The sequence below is a fragment of the Caballeronia sp. EK genome, assembly GCF_014384845.1.
Taxonomy (GTDB): domain Bacteria; phylum Pseudomonadota; class Gammaproteobacteria; order Burkholderiales; family Burkholderiaceae; genus Caballeronia; species Caballeronia jiangsuensis.
This window is the reverse complement of the sequence record NZ_JACSUE010000002.1, coordinates 286,149-303,048: the sequence shown is the minus strand read 5'-3', so window position 1 is coordinate 303,048 and position 16,900 is coordinate 286,149. Positions and strand designations below refer to the sequence as shown.

General features: G+C 64.8%; 13 protein-coding genes. 7 read left to right on the top strand and 6 right to left on the bottom strand.

What is annotated here, in order from left to right; genetic code table 11:
* Positions 1-101 precede the first annotated feature (101 nt).
* Positions 102-2,774, bottom strand: a complete 2,673-nt coding sequence (locus IAG25_RS05770; RefSeq protein ID WP_187603988.1) for a LuxR C-terminal-related transcriptional regulator — start codon at positions 2,772-2,774, stop codon at positions 102-104.
* A 139-nt stretch (positions 2,775-2,913) separates the two neighbouring features.
* On the opposite strand from IAG25_RS05770, the gene IAG25_RS05765 reads away from it, so the two are divergent.
* Positions 2,914-3,672: a universal stress protein gene (locus IAG25_RS05765; RefSeq protein WP_187603987.1), complete on the top strand. Its 759-nt coding sequence runs from the start codon at positions 2,914-2,916 to the stop codon at positions 3,670-3,672.
* Between the two features lie 41 nt (positions 3,673-3,713).
* A complete protein-coding gene (locus IAG25_RS05760) occupies positions 3,714-4,277 on the top strand; it encodes an RBBP9/YdeN family alpha/beta hydrolase (RefSeq protein WP_187603986.1) in 564 nt (187 codons plus the stop codon).
* On the opposite strand, the gene IAG25_RS05755 is transcribed toward IAG25_RS05760, so the two are convergent.
* Complete coding sequence (locus IAG25_RS05755) at positions 4,258-5,502, bottom strand: Zn-dependent hydrolase (protein ID WP_187603985.1); 1,245 nt, start codon at positions 5,500-5,502, stop codon at positions 4,258-4,260. The two genes, IAG25_RS05760 and IAG25_RS05755, sit on opposite strands and share 20 nt — an antisense overlap.
* 40 nt (positions 5,503-5,542) lie before the next feature.
* The gene (locus IAG25_RS05750) at positions 5,543-6,490 is read right to left on the bottom strand and encodes a GlxA family transcriptional regulator (RefSeq protein ID WP_187603984.1); all 948 of its coding nucleotides are present in this window, start codon (positions 6,488-6,490) and stop codon (positions 5,543-5,545) included.
* 115 nt (positions 6,491-6,605) lie between these two features.
* Between IAG25_RS05750 and IAG25_RS05745 the strand changes: the two genes are divergently transcribed.
* Positions 6,606-7,400, top strand: a complete 795-nt coding sequence (locus tag IAG25_RS05745) for an SDR family NAD(P)-dependent oxidoreductase (RefSeq protein WP_187603983.1) — start codon at positions 6,606-6,608, stop codon at positions 7,398-7,400.
* A gap of 4 nt (positions 7,401-7,404) precedes the next feature.
* Here the strand turns inward: IAG25_RS05745 and IAG25_RS05740 are convergent, their stop codons facing one another.
* A complete protein-coding gene (locus IAG25_RS05740; RefSeq protein ID WP_375336501.1) occupies positions 7,405-8,616 on the bottom strand; it encodes an MFS transporter in 1,212 nt (403 codons plus the stop codon).
* A 263-nt stretch (positions 8,617-8,879) separates the two neighbouring features.
* Between IAG25_RS05740 and IAG25_RS05735 the strand changes: the two genes are divergently transcribed.
* Entirely contained in the window at positions 8,880-10,355 is a 1,476-nt protein-coding gene (locus tag IAG25_RS05735) for a tetratricopeptide repeat protein (RefSeq protein ID WP_187603981.1), read from the top strand.
* A gap of 438 nt (positions 10,356-10,793) precedes the next feature.
* Positions 10,794-12,248: a tetratricopeptide repeat protein gene (locus tag IAG25_RS05730; RefSeq protein ID WP_187603980.1), complete on the top strand. Its 1,455-nt coding sequence runs from the start codon at positions 10,794-10,796 to the stop codon at positions 12,246-12,248.
* Positions 12,249-12,302: 54 nt separating this feature from the next.
* Here IAG25_RS05730 and garD read toward each other — a convergent pair whose 3' ends face one another.
* Positions 12,303-13,895 (bottom strand): galactarate dehydratase, encoded by a 1,593-nt coding sequence (gene garD, locus IAG25_RS05725; RefSeq protein ID WP_187603979.1) that lies wholly within the window; start codon positions 13,893-13,895, stop codon positions 12,303-12,305.
* Positions 13,896-14,098: 203 nt separating this feature from the next.
* Here garD and kdgD point away from each other — a divergent pair, with 203 nt between their 5' ends.
* Together kdgD and IAG25_RS05715 are read left to right on the top strand one after the other, a co-directional pair.
* Positions 14,099-15,016, top strand: a complete 918-nt coding sequence (gene kdgD, locus IAG25_RS05720; RefSeq protein WP_035501290.1) for a 5-dehydro-4-deoxyglucarate dehydratase — start codon at positions 14,099-14,101, stop codon at positions 15,014-15,016.
* 102 nt (positions 15,017-15,118) lie between these two features.
* The gene (locus IAG25_RS05715; RefSeq protein ID WP_187603978.1) at positions 15,119-16,471 is read left to right on the top strand and encodes an MFS transporter; all 1,353 of its coding nucleotides are present in this window, start codon (positions 15,119-15,121) and stop codon (positions 16,469-16,471) included.
* Positions 16,472-16,517: 46 nt separating this feature from the next.
* Here IAG25_RS05715 and IAG25_RS05710 read toward each other — a convergent pair whose 3' ends face one another.
* Positions 16,518-16,850, bottom strand: coding sequence for a DUF2322 family protein (locus IAG25_RS05710; RefSeq protein WP_187603977.1), 333 nt, complete (start codon positions 16,848-16,850; stop codon positions 16,518-16,520).
* Positions 16,851-16,900: the final 50 nt, after the last annotated feature.

The window sequence follows — 16,900 nt, the reverse complement described above, 5'->3', positions numbered from 1 at the left end:
TATGTTAGGCGGCGGGGATTACAAGCGGCGCACGTCCGTTGCATCCACAGGCGTCGAACGTCTCATTGTTTCCATTTGCGCAATCGACACGCCGCGCAGCGCTATTGCACGCCTTCGAGCAGCCCGAGCGCGAGCGCGCGACGCACCGCATGCTTGCGCGAACTCGCGTCGAGCTTGCCGAAGAGATTCTTCAGATGCCACTTGACGGTGCCTTCGCCGACCGCCGCCGCGAGCGCGATCTCCTTGTTGCTCAGGTTGCGCGCGAGCAGTTCGAGAATCTCGCGCTCCTTCGGCGTGAGGATCACGCTCGGCAACGCGCGCGGGCCGCCCTCCCCGGAGCGCGGCGGCACGCGCACGACATGCGGCGGCACGACCGGCCGCTCGCCCGGATTCATGTCGCCGGCTTCGCTCAGGCGGCGCGCCCAGTCGGCGAGCGCCGGGTGCGCGTCGATCAGCACGCGCCCAAGGTGATACGTGCGCGCGAGGTTCAATGCTTCGAGAAACGGCGCGTGTCCGTCGCCGCTCGCGCGTTCCTGCGCGAACGCGCGCAAGGCCATCAGTTCGATGCGCTGGCGGCCGAGCTTCATCGCCACGGCGATCTGCTCGGCCTGCGCGAGCGGTTCGATCGCAGCCTGCCAGTCCTGACGCGCGAGCGCCGCGCCGCCGTGCGCCATCGACTGGAGCATGTGCATCGAGCGGCGCCAGATCGGTCCGCGCGCGGGCGCATGTTCATCGACGATCGCATCGATGCGCTCGACCAGCGCGTCGCAGGTCTGTGCGCGGTAGCGGCCCGCATGCGCGCTCACCTGCTCGGCAAGGCTCGTCGCGCACAAACGCGGCAGGTTGCGCGCGACGCCCATCGCGTGAAGCATTTCGAGCAGATCGAGCGCGCGATGCTCGTCGCCGCGCAAGGCCGCGATGCGCGCCGCCGTGCGATACGCGAGCATCACCGTCTCCGGCATCGCCGCGTGTTCGAGCACGTCGAGGCGATTGGCGAGCAGCGCGCCGGCCTCGTCGATGCGATCGTCCTCGTAGGCGATCGACGCGCACGTCGCCGCGAACATGCACGTCAGCGGATGACGCCGGCCGAGATCCTCTTCGGCGCTCGCAAGCGCGGGCAGCAGCACGCTTTCGGCGAGCTTCACCTGCCCTTCCTGCAGCCACGTCAGGCCGACCATGTGATCGCCCCAGCGCACCACATAACCGAGTCCCTTGCCGATCTGCGCGCGCGTCACGGCCTGCTGGAGCCTGCGCGCCTGCGCGGGTTCGCCGAGCAGCATCGCGCGCGCGGCGAGTCGGTTCGCGTGCGCCTGCGAGAGCCATGAATCCTTGGCGGGCGGCCTTTGCGCCCACGGCTCGAAGATCGCCACGAAACGGTCGGGATCGTCGGCGTACCAGGCGGCCGCGCTCGTGATCAGCGCGCATTCGTAGCGCAGGGCGTCGTCGGCGCCGGGCGATGCGAGCACGCGCTGCACCTGCCGCTCCGCCTCGCGATGACGTTCGCCCAGCGCGAGCGCCCACGCGACGGCGAGGCACAGGCGCGGGCGCTGTTCCAGCTCGTCTTCCGGCAGACGCTCCAGCCAGTCGAGCACGGTGCCGAGCTGGCCCTGCTTCACGGCATCGTGCAGCGAGCGCTCCGCGAGTTCGTAGGCGTGCTCGCGCTCGCCCGCCGCATGCGCGTGACGCGCCGCCTGTTCGAGCATGCCGCGCGCGCCGAGCCAGCGCGCCGCGCGCCGGTGCAGCGCCGCGCGCTCGTCGTCCGCGAGCGCGCCGAGCCGCGTCTGCAGCACGTCGCGCGCGAGCGGATGCAGACGGCACCAGTCGCTTTCCTCCGCCGTGACGAAGACGGGCGTGTCGCGCACGAGCCGCGCCAGGCGCTGCGGCGCATCGGCGGCGTCGGTCAGCTCCGCGCACAGCTCGGGATGCAGCACGTCCACGACACTGATCTCGACCAGAAAGCGTTCGTCGTCCGATGACAGTTCGCTGAGCAGCGCCGCGACGAGCGGCTCGCGCAGGCCGCGCGGCCCCGCCGCGAGGTTATCGAGCGCCGCGCGCGGGTCCTGCGCGCGCGCCATCGCGGTGAGCGCGAGTTGCAGGCCGAGCGGCCAGCCATCGGTGATTTCGAAGAGGCGCGCGCAGGCATCGGCATCCACGCGCGCGCCGAAACGCTGCGTGACGAGCGCGATGGTGTCGTCGACGCGAAAGCGCAGCGCCTCCGGACCGATGAGTTCCGCCTGCCCGTATGCGAGCAATTCCGCCGCCGGTTTGTCGAGCCCCTGCCGCCCCGCCGCCACGATGCGCAGATTCTGCGGCGCGTTGTGCATCACGTAATCGAGCATGCGCGCGCCCGAGGCGGGCAGCCGGTCCGCTTCATCGACGATCAGCACGACATCGAGCGACAACTGCGCGAGCTCGGCGAGCCAGGCGGTGGCGAGATCGAACGGGCCGGGCGCGCCCGCGCCTTCGGTGATGAGCCGCCCGAAGCCGGGACGCGCGCAGCCCGTGCGGATCGCGTGGACGAGCGCGCGCAGAAAGCGTTCGGCGTCGTCGCGATCGTCGGCGAGCAGCCACGCGACGGCCGCGCCGCGCGCCAGAAACTCGCGCCGCCATTGCGCGAGCAGCGAGGTCTTGCCGTACCCCGCGCCCGCCTGCACGAGCACGATCTGGCTGCGGGCGCTTTCCGCGTTCAGACGCGCGCGCGCGAGCAGGCCCGACGGCGCGCGCGGCGCCATAGTCTTCAATACGAGTTCGGTGGATGGGGAGTCGGTGGGCATCGGATAATTTTTGTGATCAGCCTAGCATGGTTCGGATGGCGCACACGCGTCAAGCCCCCTCCCGACACGGGAGGGGCGCGCGAGCGATGCCCGCACTACGATGCATTCATCAGTGCAACCGCAAGCCGAAGGATTCACCATGTACCGACATCTGCTCGTGCCCATCGAACGCAGCGACGCGTGCGTCGAGGCGATCGGCCATGCGGCCGAGCTCGCACGATCGCTCGGCGCCCGCATCACGTTCTTTTGCCCGCAGGCGGGCGCAAACGACGATGCGGCGCAGCATCGGCAAGCCGCTTCGCTGCTGGCCCGCGCCGAAGCGGCGGCCCGCGCGCAGGGCGTGCCGGCGTCGGTGCTGGCGGCGCTCGGCGGCGCGACCTCCGAAGGCGGCGGCAGCCAATCTGCGCGCGAGTACGACCTCGTGTGTATCGCGCACGGCGGCGCGGTGCCGCCCGTGCCCGGCGTCGCCGTGCTCGTGTGCCCGCGCGACGCGCGCCCGATGGTCGCGAAAGCGCTTGGCGCATTGCTCGACGTGCATCGCACGCGCTCGGATGCTTACGACGATGCGCTGCGCACGGCGCGGCCCGATACACGCGCCATCGAACGTCTTCGCGAAGCACATGGCGAAGAGCACGCGCTCACGATGGCATTGCGCGAGCGGACCTCGTCGCTCGATGCCGAACTGGACGAACTCACACGCCTCGCCGGGCGCGAAGCCGACATGCTCGCGCGCGTCGCGAAATCCATCATGAACGACGAGCCCGTCGACCACACCCTGCATGCGTGCGCGCAGTTCGCGTGGGAACGCATGGGACGCATCGAAGGCGTCGTGCTGCCCGCTGCGCGCCGTTATCTGCGCGACGAAGACTGGAGCGCGCTCGCAGAAAACGCGCGCTGAAACGCAGCACCAATTTCGTGACCGACAAGGATATTCATCGCATGAACGCATCACCGAACGCGCCGACGATTCTCATGGTTCCTGGCCTGCGCGATCACGTCGAGGATCACTGGCAGACGCATTTCGCGAAGGCGCATCCGAACGTGCGCACCGTACCGCCGCTGCAACGCGACAAGCTCGATCGCAGCGCGCGCGTCGCCGCGCTCGACGCGGAGCTGTCGCATATCACGGGGCCGGTCGTGCTCGTCGCGCACAGCGCGGGCGTGATGATCACCGTGCACTGGGCGCAGCGCCAGCGGCGCGAGATTCAGGGCGCGCTCTTCGTCACGCCGCCCGATTTCGATGCGCCGCTGCCCGAAGGCTATCCGACGCTCGATGAGCTTCGTGCGAACGGATGGCTTCCGAGTCCGCGCGAGCGCCTGCCGTTTCCGTGCGTCGTCGCGGCAAGCCAGGACGATCCTCTTGCGCGTTTCGAGCGCGTCGAAGGCATGGCGCGCGACTGGGGCGCGCGGCTCGTCGATCTCGGCAAGGTCGGGCACATGAACCCGGCGTCGGGATTCGGCGTATGGCGCGATGCCGAGCGGTTCATCGCGGAGATCGGCTGAGCAGGTCCCGCAGGATGTCCGCCGCGGCCCGCGCCGCCACTTCGCAACCGAGCACGATATGCGCCTCGGTCGTATCTTCGATGAAGTCGTGACTGACGCCGCCGATGCTCGGCACGAACAGCATGCACGCCGGCACATGATGCGCGATGACCTGCGCATCGTGTGACGCGCCGCTCGGCATGCGCTCCCACTGGCCCGGCGCGAGCGCTTCGGCCGCGTTCGCGAGATGCGCCTGCAATGCGGTGTCCATCGTCACGGGTTCTTCGGGCGGCTCGCTGTCCGTCATCACGACGCTCGCCCGGCCTTCGGCGTTGAAGTCGCGGATCAGCGCGGCGAGCGCGGCTTCCATCGCGTGCAGACGGGCGGCGCTGGCGTCGCGGAATTGCAGATAGAGGTCCGCCGCGCCCGGCACCACGCTGAACGAACCCGGATCGAGCTCGATGCGCCCGACCGTCCACACGGTATCGGCATCGGCGAGCTGGCGGAACGCTTCGTCCATGCGCGCGATGAACGCGACGAGCGCCGCGCCCGCATCGCGGCGAATCGACATCGGCGTCGTGCCGGCATGATTGCGCTGGCCGGTGAAATGCAGCTTCAGCTCGCGTATGCCGACGATCGTCGTCACCACGCCGATCGACTTGCCGTGCGCCTCCAGCCGCCCGCCCTGCTCGATGTGCGGCTCCAGATACGCCTTGTGCCGCGTTTTGTCGATGCGCACTCGCGCGGCTTGCGCGAGTCCCGCTTGCTCGAGCGCATCGCCGAGCAGCAGGCCATCGCGATTGCGCGCGCCGCGCACGGCTTCATCGACGTTTTCGCCGACGAAACTGCGGCTGCCGAGAAAGCCCGAGAACGTGCCCTCTTCGTCGATCCACGATGCGACGTCCACCGCGAAATGGCGCGTCTCGTCGCATTCGGCGAGCGCGCGTGCGATCTCCAGACCGTAGACGACGCCGAGCGCGCCGTCGAGCCAGCCGCCCGTCGGCTGCGTGTCGGTGTGCGAGCCGATCAGGAGCGCCGGACCCGCGTTGCCCGAGCGACCGAACACGGTGCCGACGCCATCGATCGATGCGTTGAGGCCTGCGTCGCTCATGCGACCGGCGAGCCAGCGGCGCGCGGCCATATCGACCGGCGACAGCGACAGGCGCACGACGCCCGGCCCCGTCGCGCCGAACGTGCGCAGATGTTTGAGGTCGCCTAGCAGGCGCTCGGGGTCGATCTTCAACACGGCTTGTCCTCGACGTTGTAGTGCCTGTAAAAGCGGCGCATCAGCCCTCCGTCCGCGCCTCGCGCCGCACTTCCTGCGGCGGCACGCCGAAGCCGCGCATGAACGCCTCGCGCATGTGCCGCCGGTCTCTGAAACCCGTTTCCTGCGCAATCGTTTCGAGCGAATGGCGGCTCTTTTCGATCAGGAGGCGCGCCGCTTCCAGCCGCAAGCCCTCGACCGCCTTCGCCGGCGACTGCCCCGTCTCCAGCGCGAACACGCGGCTGAACTGACGCGGGCTCAGATGCGCCTCGCCCGCGAGTTCCTCGACCGTCAATGGACGGTTGAGGTTCTTGCGCGCGAAGTTCAGCGCGTTCTGGATGCGATCCGACTTCGGCGCGAGATCCAGCATTTCCGAATGCTGCGACTGGCCGCCCGCGCGCCGCTGATGCATCACGAGCTTGTGCGCGACCGAGCGCGCGATCTCCGCGCCGAGATCCTTTTCGACCATCGCGAGCGCGAGATCGAGGCCGGCCGTCATGCCCGCCGAGGTCCAGACCGGACCATCGACGATGAAGATGCGGTCTTCCTCCACGCGCACATCCGGAAAACGCTGCTGCATCTCGCGCGCGTAGGCCCAGTGCGTGGTCGCGCGCCGGTTCGCGAGCAGGCCCGCTTCGGCCAGCACGAAGCCGCCCGTACAGATGCCCGCGATGCGCCGCGCGCGCCCGGCCGACCGGCGCAGGAACGCGAGCATGTCGGCGGGCGTCGGCGTGTCGAGCGGGTCGTTGACGCCCGCCGCGATCCACGTGTCCACGGCGATGCGCGTGCTGACCAGCCTTGTGTCGATCTTCATGCCGAGCGACGAGCGCACTTCGCCGCCCGTGATCGAATGATTTTCGATGCGGTAGAACGCTTCGCCCGCGGTGATGTTCGCGTACTCGAACACCGATTGCGACGCGAGCGCCATCACCTGAAAGCCTTCGCTCAACAAATAGCCGACGCGATGCATGTCCGTTTGTCCGTCCGATGTCCTGAATCCATACCTTATACGTCATTTGCGCCACCGTCAAACGGGCTCAGAATTCACTCACGCAATCCAACCAGTTTTCTGACGGAGTGAAATCATGACGCAGACACATCTCGGCACGGCGCTCGTCACGGGCGCGTCTTCCGGCATCGGCGCGGTTTATGCGGAACGGCTCGCGCGGCGCGGCTACGACCTGATTCTGGTCGCCCGCAATCGCGATCGCCTCGCGACGCTCGCCGGGCGCATCACGAACGAGACGCGCCGCAGCGTCGAGATTCTCGATGCCGACCTGAACGACCGCGACGCCCTCGCCGCCGTCGAAGCGAAGCTGAAGGAAGACGCGAGCATCACGCTGCTCGTGAACAACGCGGGCATCGGCACGCATACGCCCTTGCTCGACAGCGACGTCGACGCGATGACGCGCATGATCGATCTGAACGTGACCGCGCTCACGCGCCTCACTTATGCGGCGGTGCCCGGCTTCGTTGCGCGCGGCAAGGGCGCGGTCATCAATATCGCGTCGATCGTCAGCATCGCGCCGGAGATTCTCAACGGCGTGTACGGCGGCACCAAGGCTTTCGTGCTCGCGTTCAGCCAGTCGCTGAAGCGCGAACTGGCGGACAAGGGCGTGCACGTTCAGGCGGTGCTGCCGGGCGCAACGGCCACCGACTTCTGGGAAACGGGCGGCCTGCCGCTGGAGAATCTCGACAAGGCGATCGTCATGTCCGCAAGCGATATGGTCGATGCGGCGCTCGTCGGCTTCGATCGCGGCGAGTTCGTGACGATTCCATCGCTGCACGACGGCGCGAAGTGGGATGCGTATGAAGCCGCGCGGCAGGCGATGGCGCCGGAGTTGTCCACGGACACGCCGGCTGCGCGTTACGCCGCCTGACGCGTCATTCGGAGCGCGGCGCGAGCACGCACATGACGAGCGGTATCACGGCGATGGCCGCGCCCGCGAAGAACGTCGTCGGCGCGCCGCTGCGATCCCAGAGCCAGCCCGCGATCGCGCTCGACAGCAGCATGCAGACGCCGCTCGCGAGATTGAACACGCCGAATGCGGTGCCGCGCAGCGACGGCGGCGCGAATTCGGCGACCATCGCCGCGAGAATGCCCTGCGTGAAGCCCATGTGAAGCCCCCAGACGGCGACGCCCGCGAACAGCGTGAGCATCGATGATCCCGCGCCGAGCAGCACGTCGGCTGCGATCAGGAGAACGAGGCCGCACGCGAGCAGCGCACGCCGGTCCCAGCGGTCCGACAACACGCCCGCGGGATACGCGCTCAGCGAATACGTGAGACTCATCACCACCATCACGCCGGGAATCCAGGCGATGTCGAGTCCGGTTTGCTGGGCGCGCAGCACCAGAAACGCTTCGCTGAAACGCGCGAGCGTGAACGTCGCGCCGATGCCGACGACATACCAGTAGCGCCCGGAAAATTCGCGCATCGACCGCCAGTGCAGCGGCGTGCGGAATGCGCCTTTCACGGGAGCACGTTCGGGCTCCCGAACACCGAACAGAATGATGACGATGGCGATGAACGCCGGCACCGTTGCGAACCAAAGCACCGTGCGGATGTGATCGGAGAACGCCAGCATCAGCACGATGGCGGCGAGCGGTCCGGCGAACGCGCCGATCGTGTCCATCGATTGCCGCAGACCGAAGCACGCGCCGCGAATGGCAGGCGGCGCGATATCGGCGACGAGCGCATCGCGCGGCGCGCCACGTATTCCCTTGCCGAAACGGTCGATGAGACGCGCCGTCACGACCATCGCGGGGGTATCGGCGAGCGGGAACAGCGGCTTCGTCAATGCGGCGAGACCGTAGCCGAAAAGCAGCAGTTCCTTGCGGCGTCCGAGCCAGTCGCTCAACGATCCCGAAAAGACCTTCACGATCATTGCGGTCGCTTCGGCTGCGCCTTCGAGCGCGCCGAGCGCGGCGACGCTCATCCCCATGCTGGTGACGAGGTAGATCGGCAGCAGTGCATGCACCAGTTCGGACGACAGATCCATGAACAGGCTGACGAAGCCGAGCGCCCAGATTGTGCGAGGGATGGGGGATGGTCGGGACGAGGTGGGGCGGGATGTCATTGGCTGGATCGGCTCCATCGTGCCATGCGGCGAGATGCATCCTGATTCACGGACAGAGGGAAGCGGCGCAACACTGAATTTCGGATGCATTGCGGCTGTTTACCACACTTACTTCGTGAATATTGCCTAAAATTCGCGGTACCCGGCGCGCGATGTCGCGACTCCAGATCACCCCCGCGACTTGTCAATGTATGAGCGTTCTAGATCGTTTCAATGAACATAGTCGTATGCACTACACACGCTCCGTCGAGGCATACCAGAAGCAAGCGTGGGATTCTGCGATGGCGCACGTGGAAGCGTGCCTTTCGCACTGCATCGAAATTGAAGAGCGCTGTCAGGCCTTATTGCTCAAGGGAATCATCGCGCGGGAGATGAAGCGCAACGCGGAAGCGGCGGCATGCTTCGAGGAAGCCACGCAGATCTTCCCAAGTCCCACGTCTTATTCACTCTTGTCCGAAGCACTCAGACGCTGTGGCGAATTCGAACGCGCCGCGACGCAGGCGCGTGCGGGTCTCGCATTGTCGACCGGGCAGATATCCCCTGCGGAAGCAACATTGCTGTTCAATAACCTGGGCGATGCGCTGCGGCACGATCGAAAGTATGAAGAAGCGGCCGAGGCGTATCGGCAGGTGATCAGCTTGATGCCCGGGCATAGCGCCGCGCACCACAACCTTGGATACATCCTGCACTTTCACGATCAGATTGACGCGGCAATCGAACACTATGAGCAAGCGCTGAATCTTGATCCAAATGATCTCTTGAAGCGGTCGAATCTGGCCTATGCGTTATTGTCGGCAAGTCGATTCGTAGAAGCGTGGCCTCATTTCGAGCATCGTTGGGTAAGCCTGCTATCCACGTCAAGGCAGCGCATGACATCAAGACCGGCTTTGCCCATTCGACGGTGGGAGGGAACGTTCGACAATACCAGCGATCAGCACTTGCTCGTGGTTGCCGAGCAAGGTCTAGGCGACACGTTGCAGTTTTGTCGCTACCTTCCAATGGTATTGGAACGGTTCGCCAAGGTAGGCTTCGTATGCCCGAAGCCATTGCGGCGGTTGCTCGCACACTCGCTGGGTAGACACTGGCCTAACCTCATCTTGCTCGACGACGAACCGAAGGAATTCTGGGAGTGGGATTCGTATATTCTGCTGATGTCGATGCCCATGGCGTTCCAGACCAACCTGGAAACCATACCCGCGACGCTTCCCTATTTGTCGGCGGAGCCACGCGCCACGCAGCGATTCATACCTCGTTTGAAAAAGCTCGGATGCCCATCGTTGCCTCGGATCGGACTCGTATGGGCGGGCGGACACGCGGGCCTGGGTGTCGATCAATGGAGAAGCATTCCTCCGGACCAACTGAATCCGCTCATCGACTGGCCTCACGCGTGCTGGGTGAGCCTGCAAAAGCCGGAGAACGACGAGAAGCGTCTCAAGCCTGAGCAACGCGCGAAGGTTATCGACTGGATGGACGAGATGAAGGACTTCGCCGACACGGCCGCGCTCATCGCAAGTCTCGATCTCGTCATCTCGGTCGACACATCCGTCGCTCATCTCGCCGCTGCGATGGGTAAGCCGGTGTGGCTGCTAAATCGCTTCGCCGGCTGCTGGCGATGGCTGCGCAACCGCGACGACAGTCCGTGGTATCCGACGATGCGTATTTTCACGCAAAAGGAACGCGGGAACTGGAGTGAGGTTCTTGAGCAAGTCTTGAATGAGTTGAAGCGCCGCGATTTTCGGGGAGATTTCGACAGTTAAATCATCGGAGGTCTCAGCAAGTCGGGCAGTTCTTTCTTTCGCCGCGATTCCCCGCCAAATGACGCGGAAACGCGGCGAACTGCTTTGCAACCGCTGAACTTCTATGTGGAAGCTAGAGCGCCGAGGATAGTTGGGACGAGGTGGGGCGGGATGTCATTGGCTGGATCGGCTCCATCGTGCCATGCGGCGAGATGCATCTTGGTTCACGGACAGTAGGAAGCGGCGCAACACTGAATTTCGGATGCATTGCGGCTGTTTACCACACTTACTTGGCGAATATTGCCTAAAATTCGCGGTACCCGGCGCGCGATGTCGCGACTCCATATCACCCCCGCGACCTGTCAATGTATGAGCGTTTTAGATTGTTTCAGTGAAAATAGTCGCGACCACTACATGCGGTCTGTTGACGCGGTTCAGAAGAAATCGTGGCAAGTGGCAATGGCGCACATCGACTTGTGCGTCGCAGAGTGCATCGGTATCGAGGAGCGCGGCCTCGCACTACTGCTTAAAGGGATGATCGCGCACGAGTTGAAGCGCGACGGAGAAGCCAAGACATGTTTTGAGGAACTCACGCACATCCTCCCCAGTCCTGAGTCTTATATGGCCCTGTCTTTCGCACTCTTAAGCTGCGGCGAATTCGAACGCGCCGCAACGGAGGCGCGCGCGGGGTTTGCTTTGTCCACCGAAGAAACGTCGCTGATGACAGTATCGGCGCTGTTCGATTCTCTGGGACAAGCGCTGCGGCACACTCAAAACTACGAAGAAGCGGCGGAAGCGTTTCGGAACGTGATCAGCCTGACGCCCGATCATGGCGCCGCGCACCAACACCTCGCATGCATCCTGCGAATTCTGGATCAGGTCGACGCGGCAATCGAACATCTTGAACATGCTGCAAGGCTCGATCCAAATATTCCCGCAAGGGGCGCAGCTCTGGGCTACGGCTTGCTGGTTGCGGGTCGCTTCGAAGAAGCGTGGCCTCACTTCGAGCATCGCTGGTCACTCACGATGCTTCCGTCGGGGCAGTATATGACCTCGAAACCGGCGATACCCATTCGACGGTGGGAAGGAACGTTCGAGAATAGCAGCGGTCAGCATCTGCTCGTGACTCCCGAGCAAGGGTTAGGCGACACATTGCAGTTCTGTCGCTACCTTCCGATGGTCCTGGAGCGATTCGCCAGAGTCGGATTCGCCTGTCCTCGGCCGTTGCACCGGTTGCTCGCTCAGTCGCTGGGTACGCGCTGGTCAAATCTGGTTCTGTACGAAGAGGTACCGAAGGACTTCTGGGAGTGGGATCGGCACATCCCCCTTATGTCGATGCCCATGGCTTTCCGAACTGATCTCGAAACCATACCCGCGACGATTCCCTATTTGTCGGCGGAGCCACGCGCCACGCAGCGATTCATACCTCGTTTGAAAAAGCTCGGATGCCCATCGTTGCCCCGCATCGGACTCGTATGGGCGGGCGGACACTCGGAGCTGGCTTACGATCAATGGAGAAGCATTCCCCCGGACCAACTGAGTCCACTCATCGACTGGCCTCATGCGTGCTGGGTGAGCCTGCAAAAGCCGGAGAACGACGAGAAGCGTCTCAAGCCTGAGCAACGCGCGAAGGTTATCGACTGGATGGACGAGATGAAGGACTTCGCCGACACGGCCGCGCTCATCGCAAGTCTCGATCTCGTCATCTCGGTCGACACATCCGTCGTTCATCTCGCCGCTGCGATGGGCAAACCGGTGTGGCTGCTAAATCGCTTCGCCGGCTGCTGGCGATGGCTGCGCAACCGCGACGACAGTCCGTGGTATCCGAGCGTGCGCATCTTCACGCAGAAGGAACGCGGGAACTGGAATGAGGTTCTTGAGCGCGTTGTAAACGAGTTGGAGCGCATGCGGTGAATCGGCCTCGACGGCACGCCAGGCCGACCATCGCTGCGACGCGGGCTCCGATGATCACGTCACCGGCGCCGGATTGAACAGCACGAGCGCGTTATGCAGCTTGAGCGCCTCGGCCTTCGTCTGCTTCTTCCCGCTCGCGACATCCAGCATCAGCCGGAACAACTCCCAGCCCACATCGGCGATGGTCGCTTCGCCCGTCGCGATGGTGCCCGCGTTCACGTCCATCAGATCGTGCCAGCGGCGCGCGAGATCCGAACGCGTCGCGACCTTGAGCACCGGCACTTCCGCGAGGCTATAAGGCGTGCCGCGCCCCGTCGTGAACACATGCAGATTGATGCCCGACGCCAGTTGCAGCGTGCCGCAGATGAAATCGCTCGCGGGCGTCGACGCGTAGATCAAGCCCTTCTGCTTCACCTTCTCGCCCGGCGACAGCACGCCTGAAATGGCCGAGCTGCCCGACTTGACGATCGACCCCATCGCCTTCTCGACGATGTTCGACAGCCCGCCCTTCTTGTTGCCCGGCGTCGTGTTCGCGCTGCGGTCCGCGCCGCCGCGCTTCAGATAATCGTCGTACCACTGCATCTCGCGAATGATCGCCTGCGCCACCTCGCCGTTCGCTGCGCGCGCCGTGAGTTGCGCGACGCCATCGCGCACTTCCGTGACTTCCGAGAACATCACCGTCCCGCCCGCGCGCACGATGAGATCCGTCGCGAAGCCGACCGCCGGATTCGCCGTCAGACCTGAGAACGCATCGCTGCCGCCGCATTGCACGCCGACGACGAGATCCGCCGCCGGACACGTCTCGCGACGGCGATTGTTCAGCCGCCTCAGATGCGTGTCGGCCATGCGCATGATCGAATCGATCATCGAGCCGAAGCCGACGTGCGCCTCGTCCTGCAGCACGACCGCGCCGCCGTTGTCGTCGTGCGTGTTGTCGCCGATATCGGCCACGTCTTCCATTTGCGCCGATGCAGCCGCGATCGGAATGGTGCCCGGCGGCATCAGGCGCTCGGGCTGCAGTTTCTCGCAGCCGAGACTCACCATCATCACTTCGCCGCCGAAGTTCGGGTTCAGCGCGATGTTGCGCACGGTGCGGATCGGCACCATCGCGTCGGGGGCGTCGATCGCCACGCCGCAGCCGTAAGTGTGGCCGAGGCTCACGACATCATCGACATTCGGATATTGCGGCAGCAATTCGGCCTTGATGCGCGTGACCGCGTGCTGCACGACATCGGCGACGCACTGCACGGTCGTCGTGATCGCGAGGATATTGCGCGTGCCGACCGAGCCGTCCGCGTTGCGATAACCCTCGAACGTGAAGCCTTCCAGCGGCGACTCGTCGGGCGCCTTGATCGTCGCGATGGGCAAGTCGTGCAGCTCGGGCGACGCCGGCATGCGCGTCACGTGCTCGTTCACCCAGCTTCCCTTCGGCAACGCTTTGGTCGCGTAGCCGATCACCACGTTGTAGCGCATCACCGCGTCGCCTTCCGCGAGATCCTTCAGCGCGACCTTGTGGCCCTGCGGCACGCGCTCGCGCAGCACGAGGCCATCGGAGAAAGTGGCGCCTTCGTCGAGCCCGCCGTCATTGACGACGATCGCGACGTTGTCGTCCGGGTGGACGCGAATATAGAGAGGGGACTGGTTCATTCTGACGAATCCTTGAGCGAACGCACCGCGCGGCTGCGGCTGGAGTTATGTCATCCTACAACATAGCCGGTCACATTTGGCTAGTATTTACCCGTATCCGTTGATTCTATTGGCTTAAAACAGTTGTCCGATGTCATCTCATGTTGTACGATGACCTATAAGCTCGGCAATCGCCGGTCGCTGACCAACGAGACACTCACATCATGACGACACCGCAAGAACTGAAGCAAATCGTTTCCGAAGGCCTGCTCTCCTTCCCCGTGACGGACTTCGACCAGCAAGGCAACTTCCGCGCAGACACCTACGCGGAACGCCTCGAATGGCTCGCTCCGTACGGTGCTTCAGCGTTGTTCGTCGCGGGCGGCACGGGCGAGTTCTTCTCGCTGACGCAACCCGAATATTCGCAGATCGTGAAGACGGCCACCGAAGTGTGCCGCGGCAAGGTGCCGATTCTCGCGGGCGCGGGCGGCCCGACCCGCACGGCCATCGCGTTCGCGCAGGAAGCCGAGAAGCAAGGCGCGCAAGGCGTGCTGCTGATGCCGCACTATCTGACCGAAGCGTCGCAGGACGGCATCCGCGCGCACGCCGAGGAAGTGTGCAAGGCCGTGCCGAACATGGGCGTGATCATCTACAACCGCGCGAACTCGAAGCTCAACGCCGACATGCTGGAGCAACTGGCGGATAGCTGCCCGAACCTGATCGGCTTCAAGGACGGCGTCGGCGAGATCGAAAACATGGTGACGATCCGCCGCCGTCTCGGCGAGCGTTTCTCGTACCTCGGCGGCCTGCCGACAGCCGAAGTCTACGCAGCCGCCTACAAGGCGCTGGGCGTGCCGGTGTACTCGTCGGCGGTGTTCAACTTCATCCCGAAGACGGCGATGGAGTTCTACCGCGCGATCGCCGCGGAAGACCACGCGACCACCGGCCGTCTGATCGACGATTTCTTCCTGCCGTACCTGAAGATCCGTAACCGCAAGGCGGGCTATGCCGTGTCGATCGTCAAGGCGGGCGCGAAGCTCGTCGGCCACGACGCGGGTCCGGTGCGCGCGCCGCTGACCGATCTGACCGAAGAAGAGCTCGAACAGCTCGACGTGCTGATCAAGAAGCTCGGCGCGCAGTAAGCGGCACGCAGGAGACAGGCGAAGCGCGGAAACCGCTTCGCACATGAGGGCCGCACACGCGGCCCTCCGTGCATCGGCACGATCGAAATGAAGGGGAAGTCCATGTCGCTGAGCCGCACCGCGAATCCCGCGGACGTCATGAAGCGCACCCGCGTGCGCTATCTCATTCTGTTGCTGATCTTCGTGATCACGACGTTCAACTACGCGGACCGCGCGACGCTGTCCGTGACCGGCTCGGCGATGCGCGCCGAATTCGGTTTCGATGCGATCCGCATGGGTTACATCTTCTCGGCCTTCAGCTGGGCGTATGTGCTCTCGCAAATGCCCGCGGGCTGGCTGCTCGATCGCTTCGGCGCGCGGCGCGTGTACGCGGCGAGCATCTTCCTGTGGTCGCTCTTCACCTTGCTGCAAAGCTCCATCGGCCTGCTCGGCAGCGCGGCGACCGCCGTGACGGCGCTCTTCGTGCTGCGTTTCGCGATGGGCGCGGCGGAAGCGCCCGCGTTCCCGGCCAATGCGAAGGTCGTCGCGAGCTGGTTCCCGACGAAGGAACGCGGCACGGCATCGGCGATCTTCAACTCCGCGCAGTATTTCGCGGCGGTCATCTTCACGCCGCTGATGGCGTGGCTCACGCACGCGTTCGGCTGGCATCAGGTGTATATCGTGATGGGTATCGCGGGTCTGGTGCTCGCGCTCACGTGGCTCTCCGTGATGAAGAACCCGGCGGACCATCCGCGTGTGAACAGGCAGGAACTGGAGTACATCGAGGAAGGCGGCGGTCTCGTGCGCGGTCACCGGCGCGCGGGCGCCACATCGGCGGCGGCATCGAACAGCGTGGGCTGGCCGGTCGTGAAGCAGTTGCTCACGAACCGCATGCTGCTCGGCGTGTATCTCGCGCAGTACTGCATCAACGTGCTCACGTACTTCTTCCTGACGTGGTTCCCGATCTACCTCGTGCAGGCGCGCCACATGACGATCCTGCAGGCGGGCTTCGTCGCCTCGCTGCCGGCCATCTGCGGCTTCACGGGCGGCGTGCTCGGCGGCGTCATCTCCGATGGCCTCATCCGGCGCGGATGCTCGCTCACGCTGGCGCGCAAGGCGCCGATCGTCGGCGGCATGCTGCTGTCGTCGTGCATCATCGGCTGCAATTATGTCGATACGGACTGGGTCGTGGTCGCGTTGATGTCGCTCGCGTTCTTCGGTAAGGGCATCGGCGCGCTGGGCTGGGCGGTGGTCGCGGATACGTCGCCGAAGGAAGCCATCGGGCTTTCGGGATCGATCTTCAACATGTTCGGCAATGTCGCGGGCATCGTGACGCCGATCGTGATCGGCTATCTCGTCGCGCAGTCGGGTTCGTTCAACGGCGCGCTGGCGTTCGTCGGCATCAATGCGCTGATCACGGTGTTCAGTTATCTCGTGATCGTGAAGGACATCAAGCGCGTCGAGTTGCGCGTCTGATTCGTTTGAAAGGCCCGTTCCGTCGATGGCGGAACGGGCCTGATCTTTACTTCGCCTGAATCACGTCGATACGCAGCGCTTCGCCGCCATCGGCGACCGCGAGCAGGCGATCGACATTCGGATGCGCGCCCGGACGATTGCGCGCATCGGCGGTATGTTCGGCGAACACGGCGAGACCGTGCGCCGCGGCCTTCGCGTCGAGCGCGCCGAACGTCTGCTTCAGATAGTTGTAGACCGCGAGCGAGCCCTGCTTGCCCGGCTTGTTTTCGATGCTCGCGGCCACTTCGCCCTTGCCGTCGACCAGATCGATACGCTCGATGCCATCGATGGCGGGCATCTGGGCCAGGTTGTCCTTGAATACGTTGTTCGGCTGGATCACGGAAAGCACTCCACGTTATGAATTGATGATGCGGGGCGCAGTATCTTAGC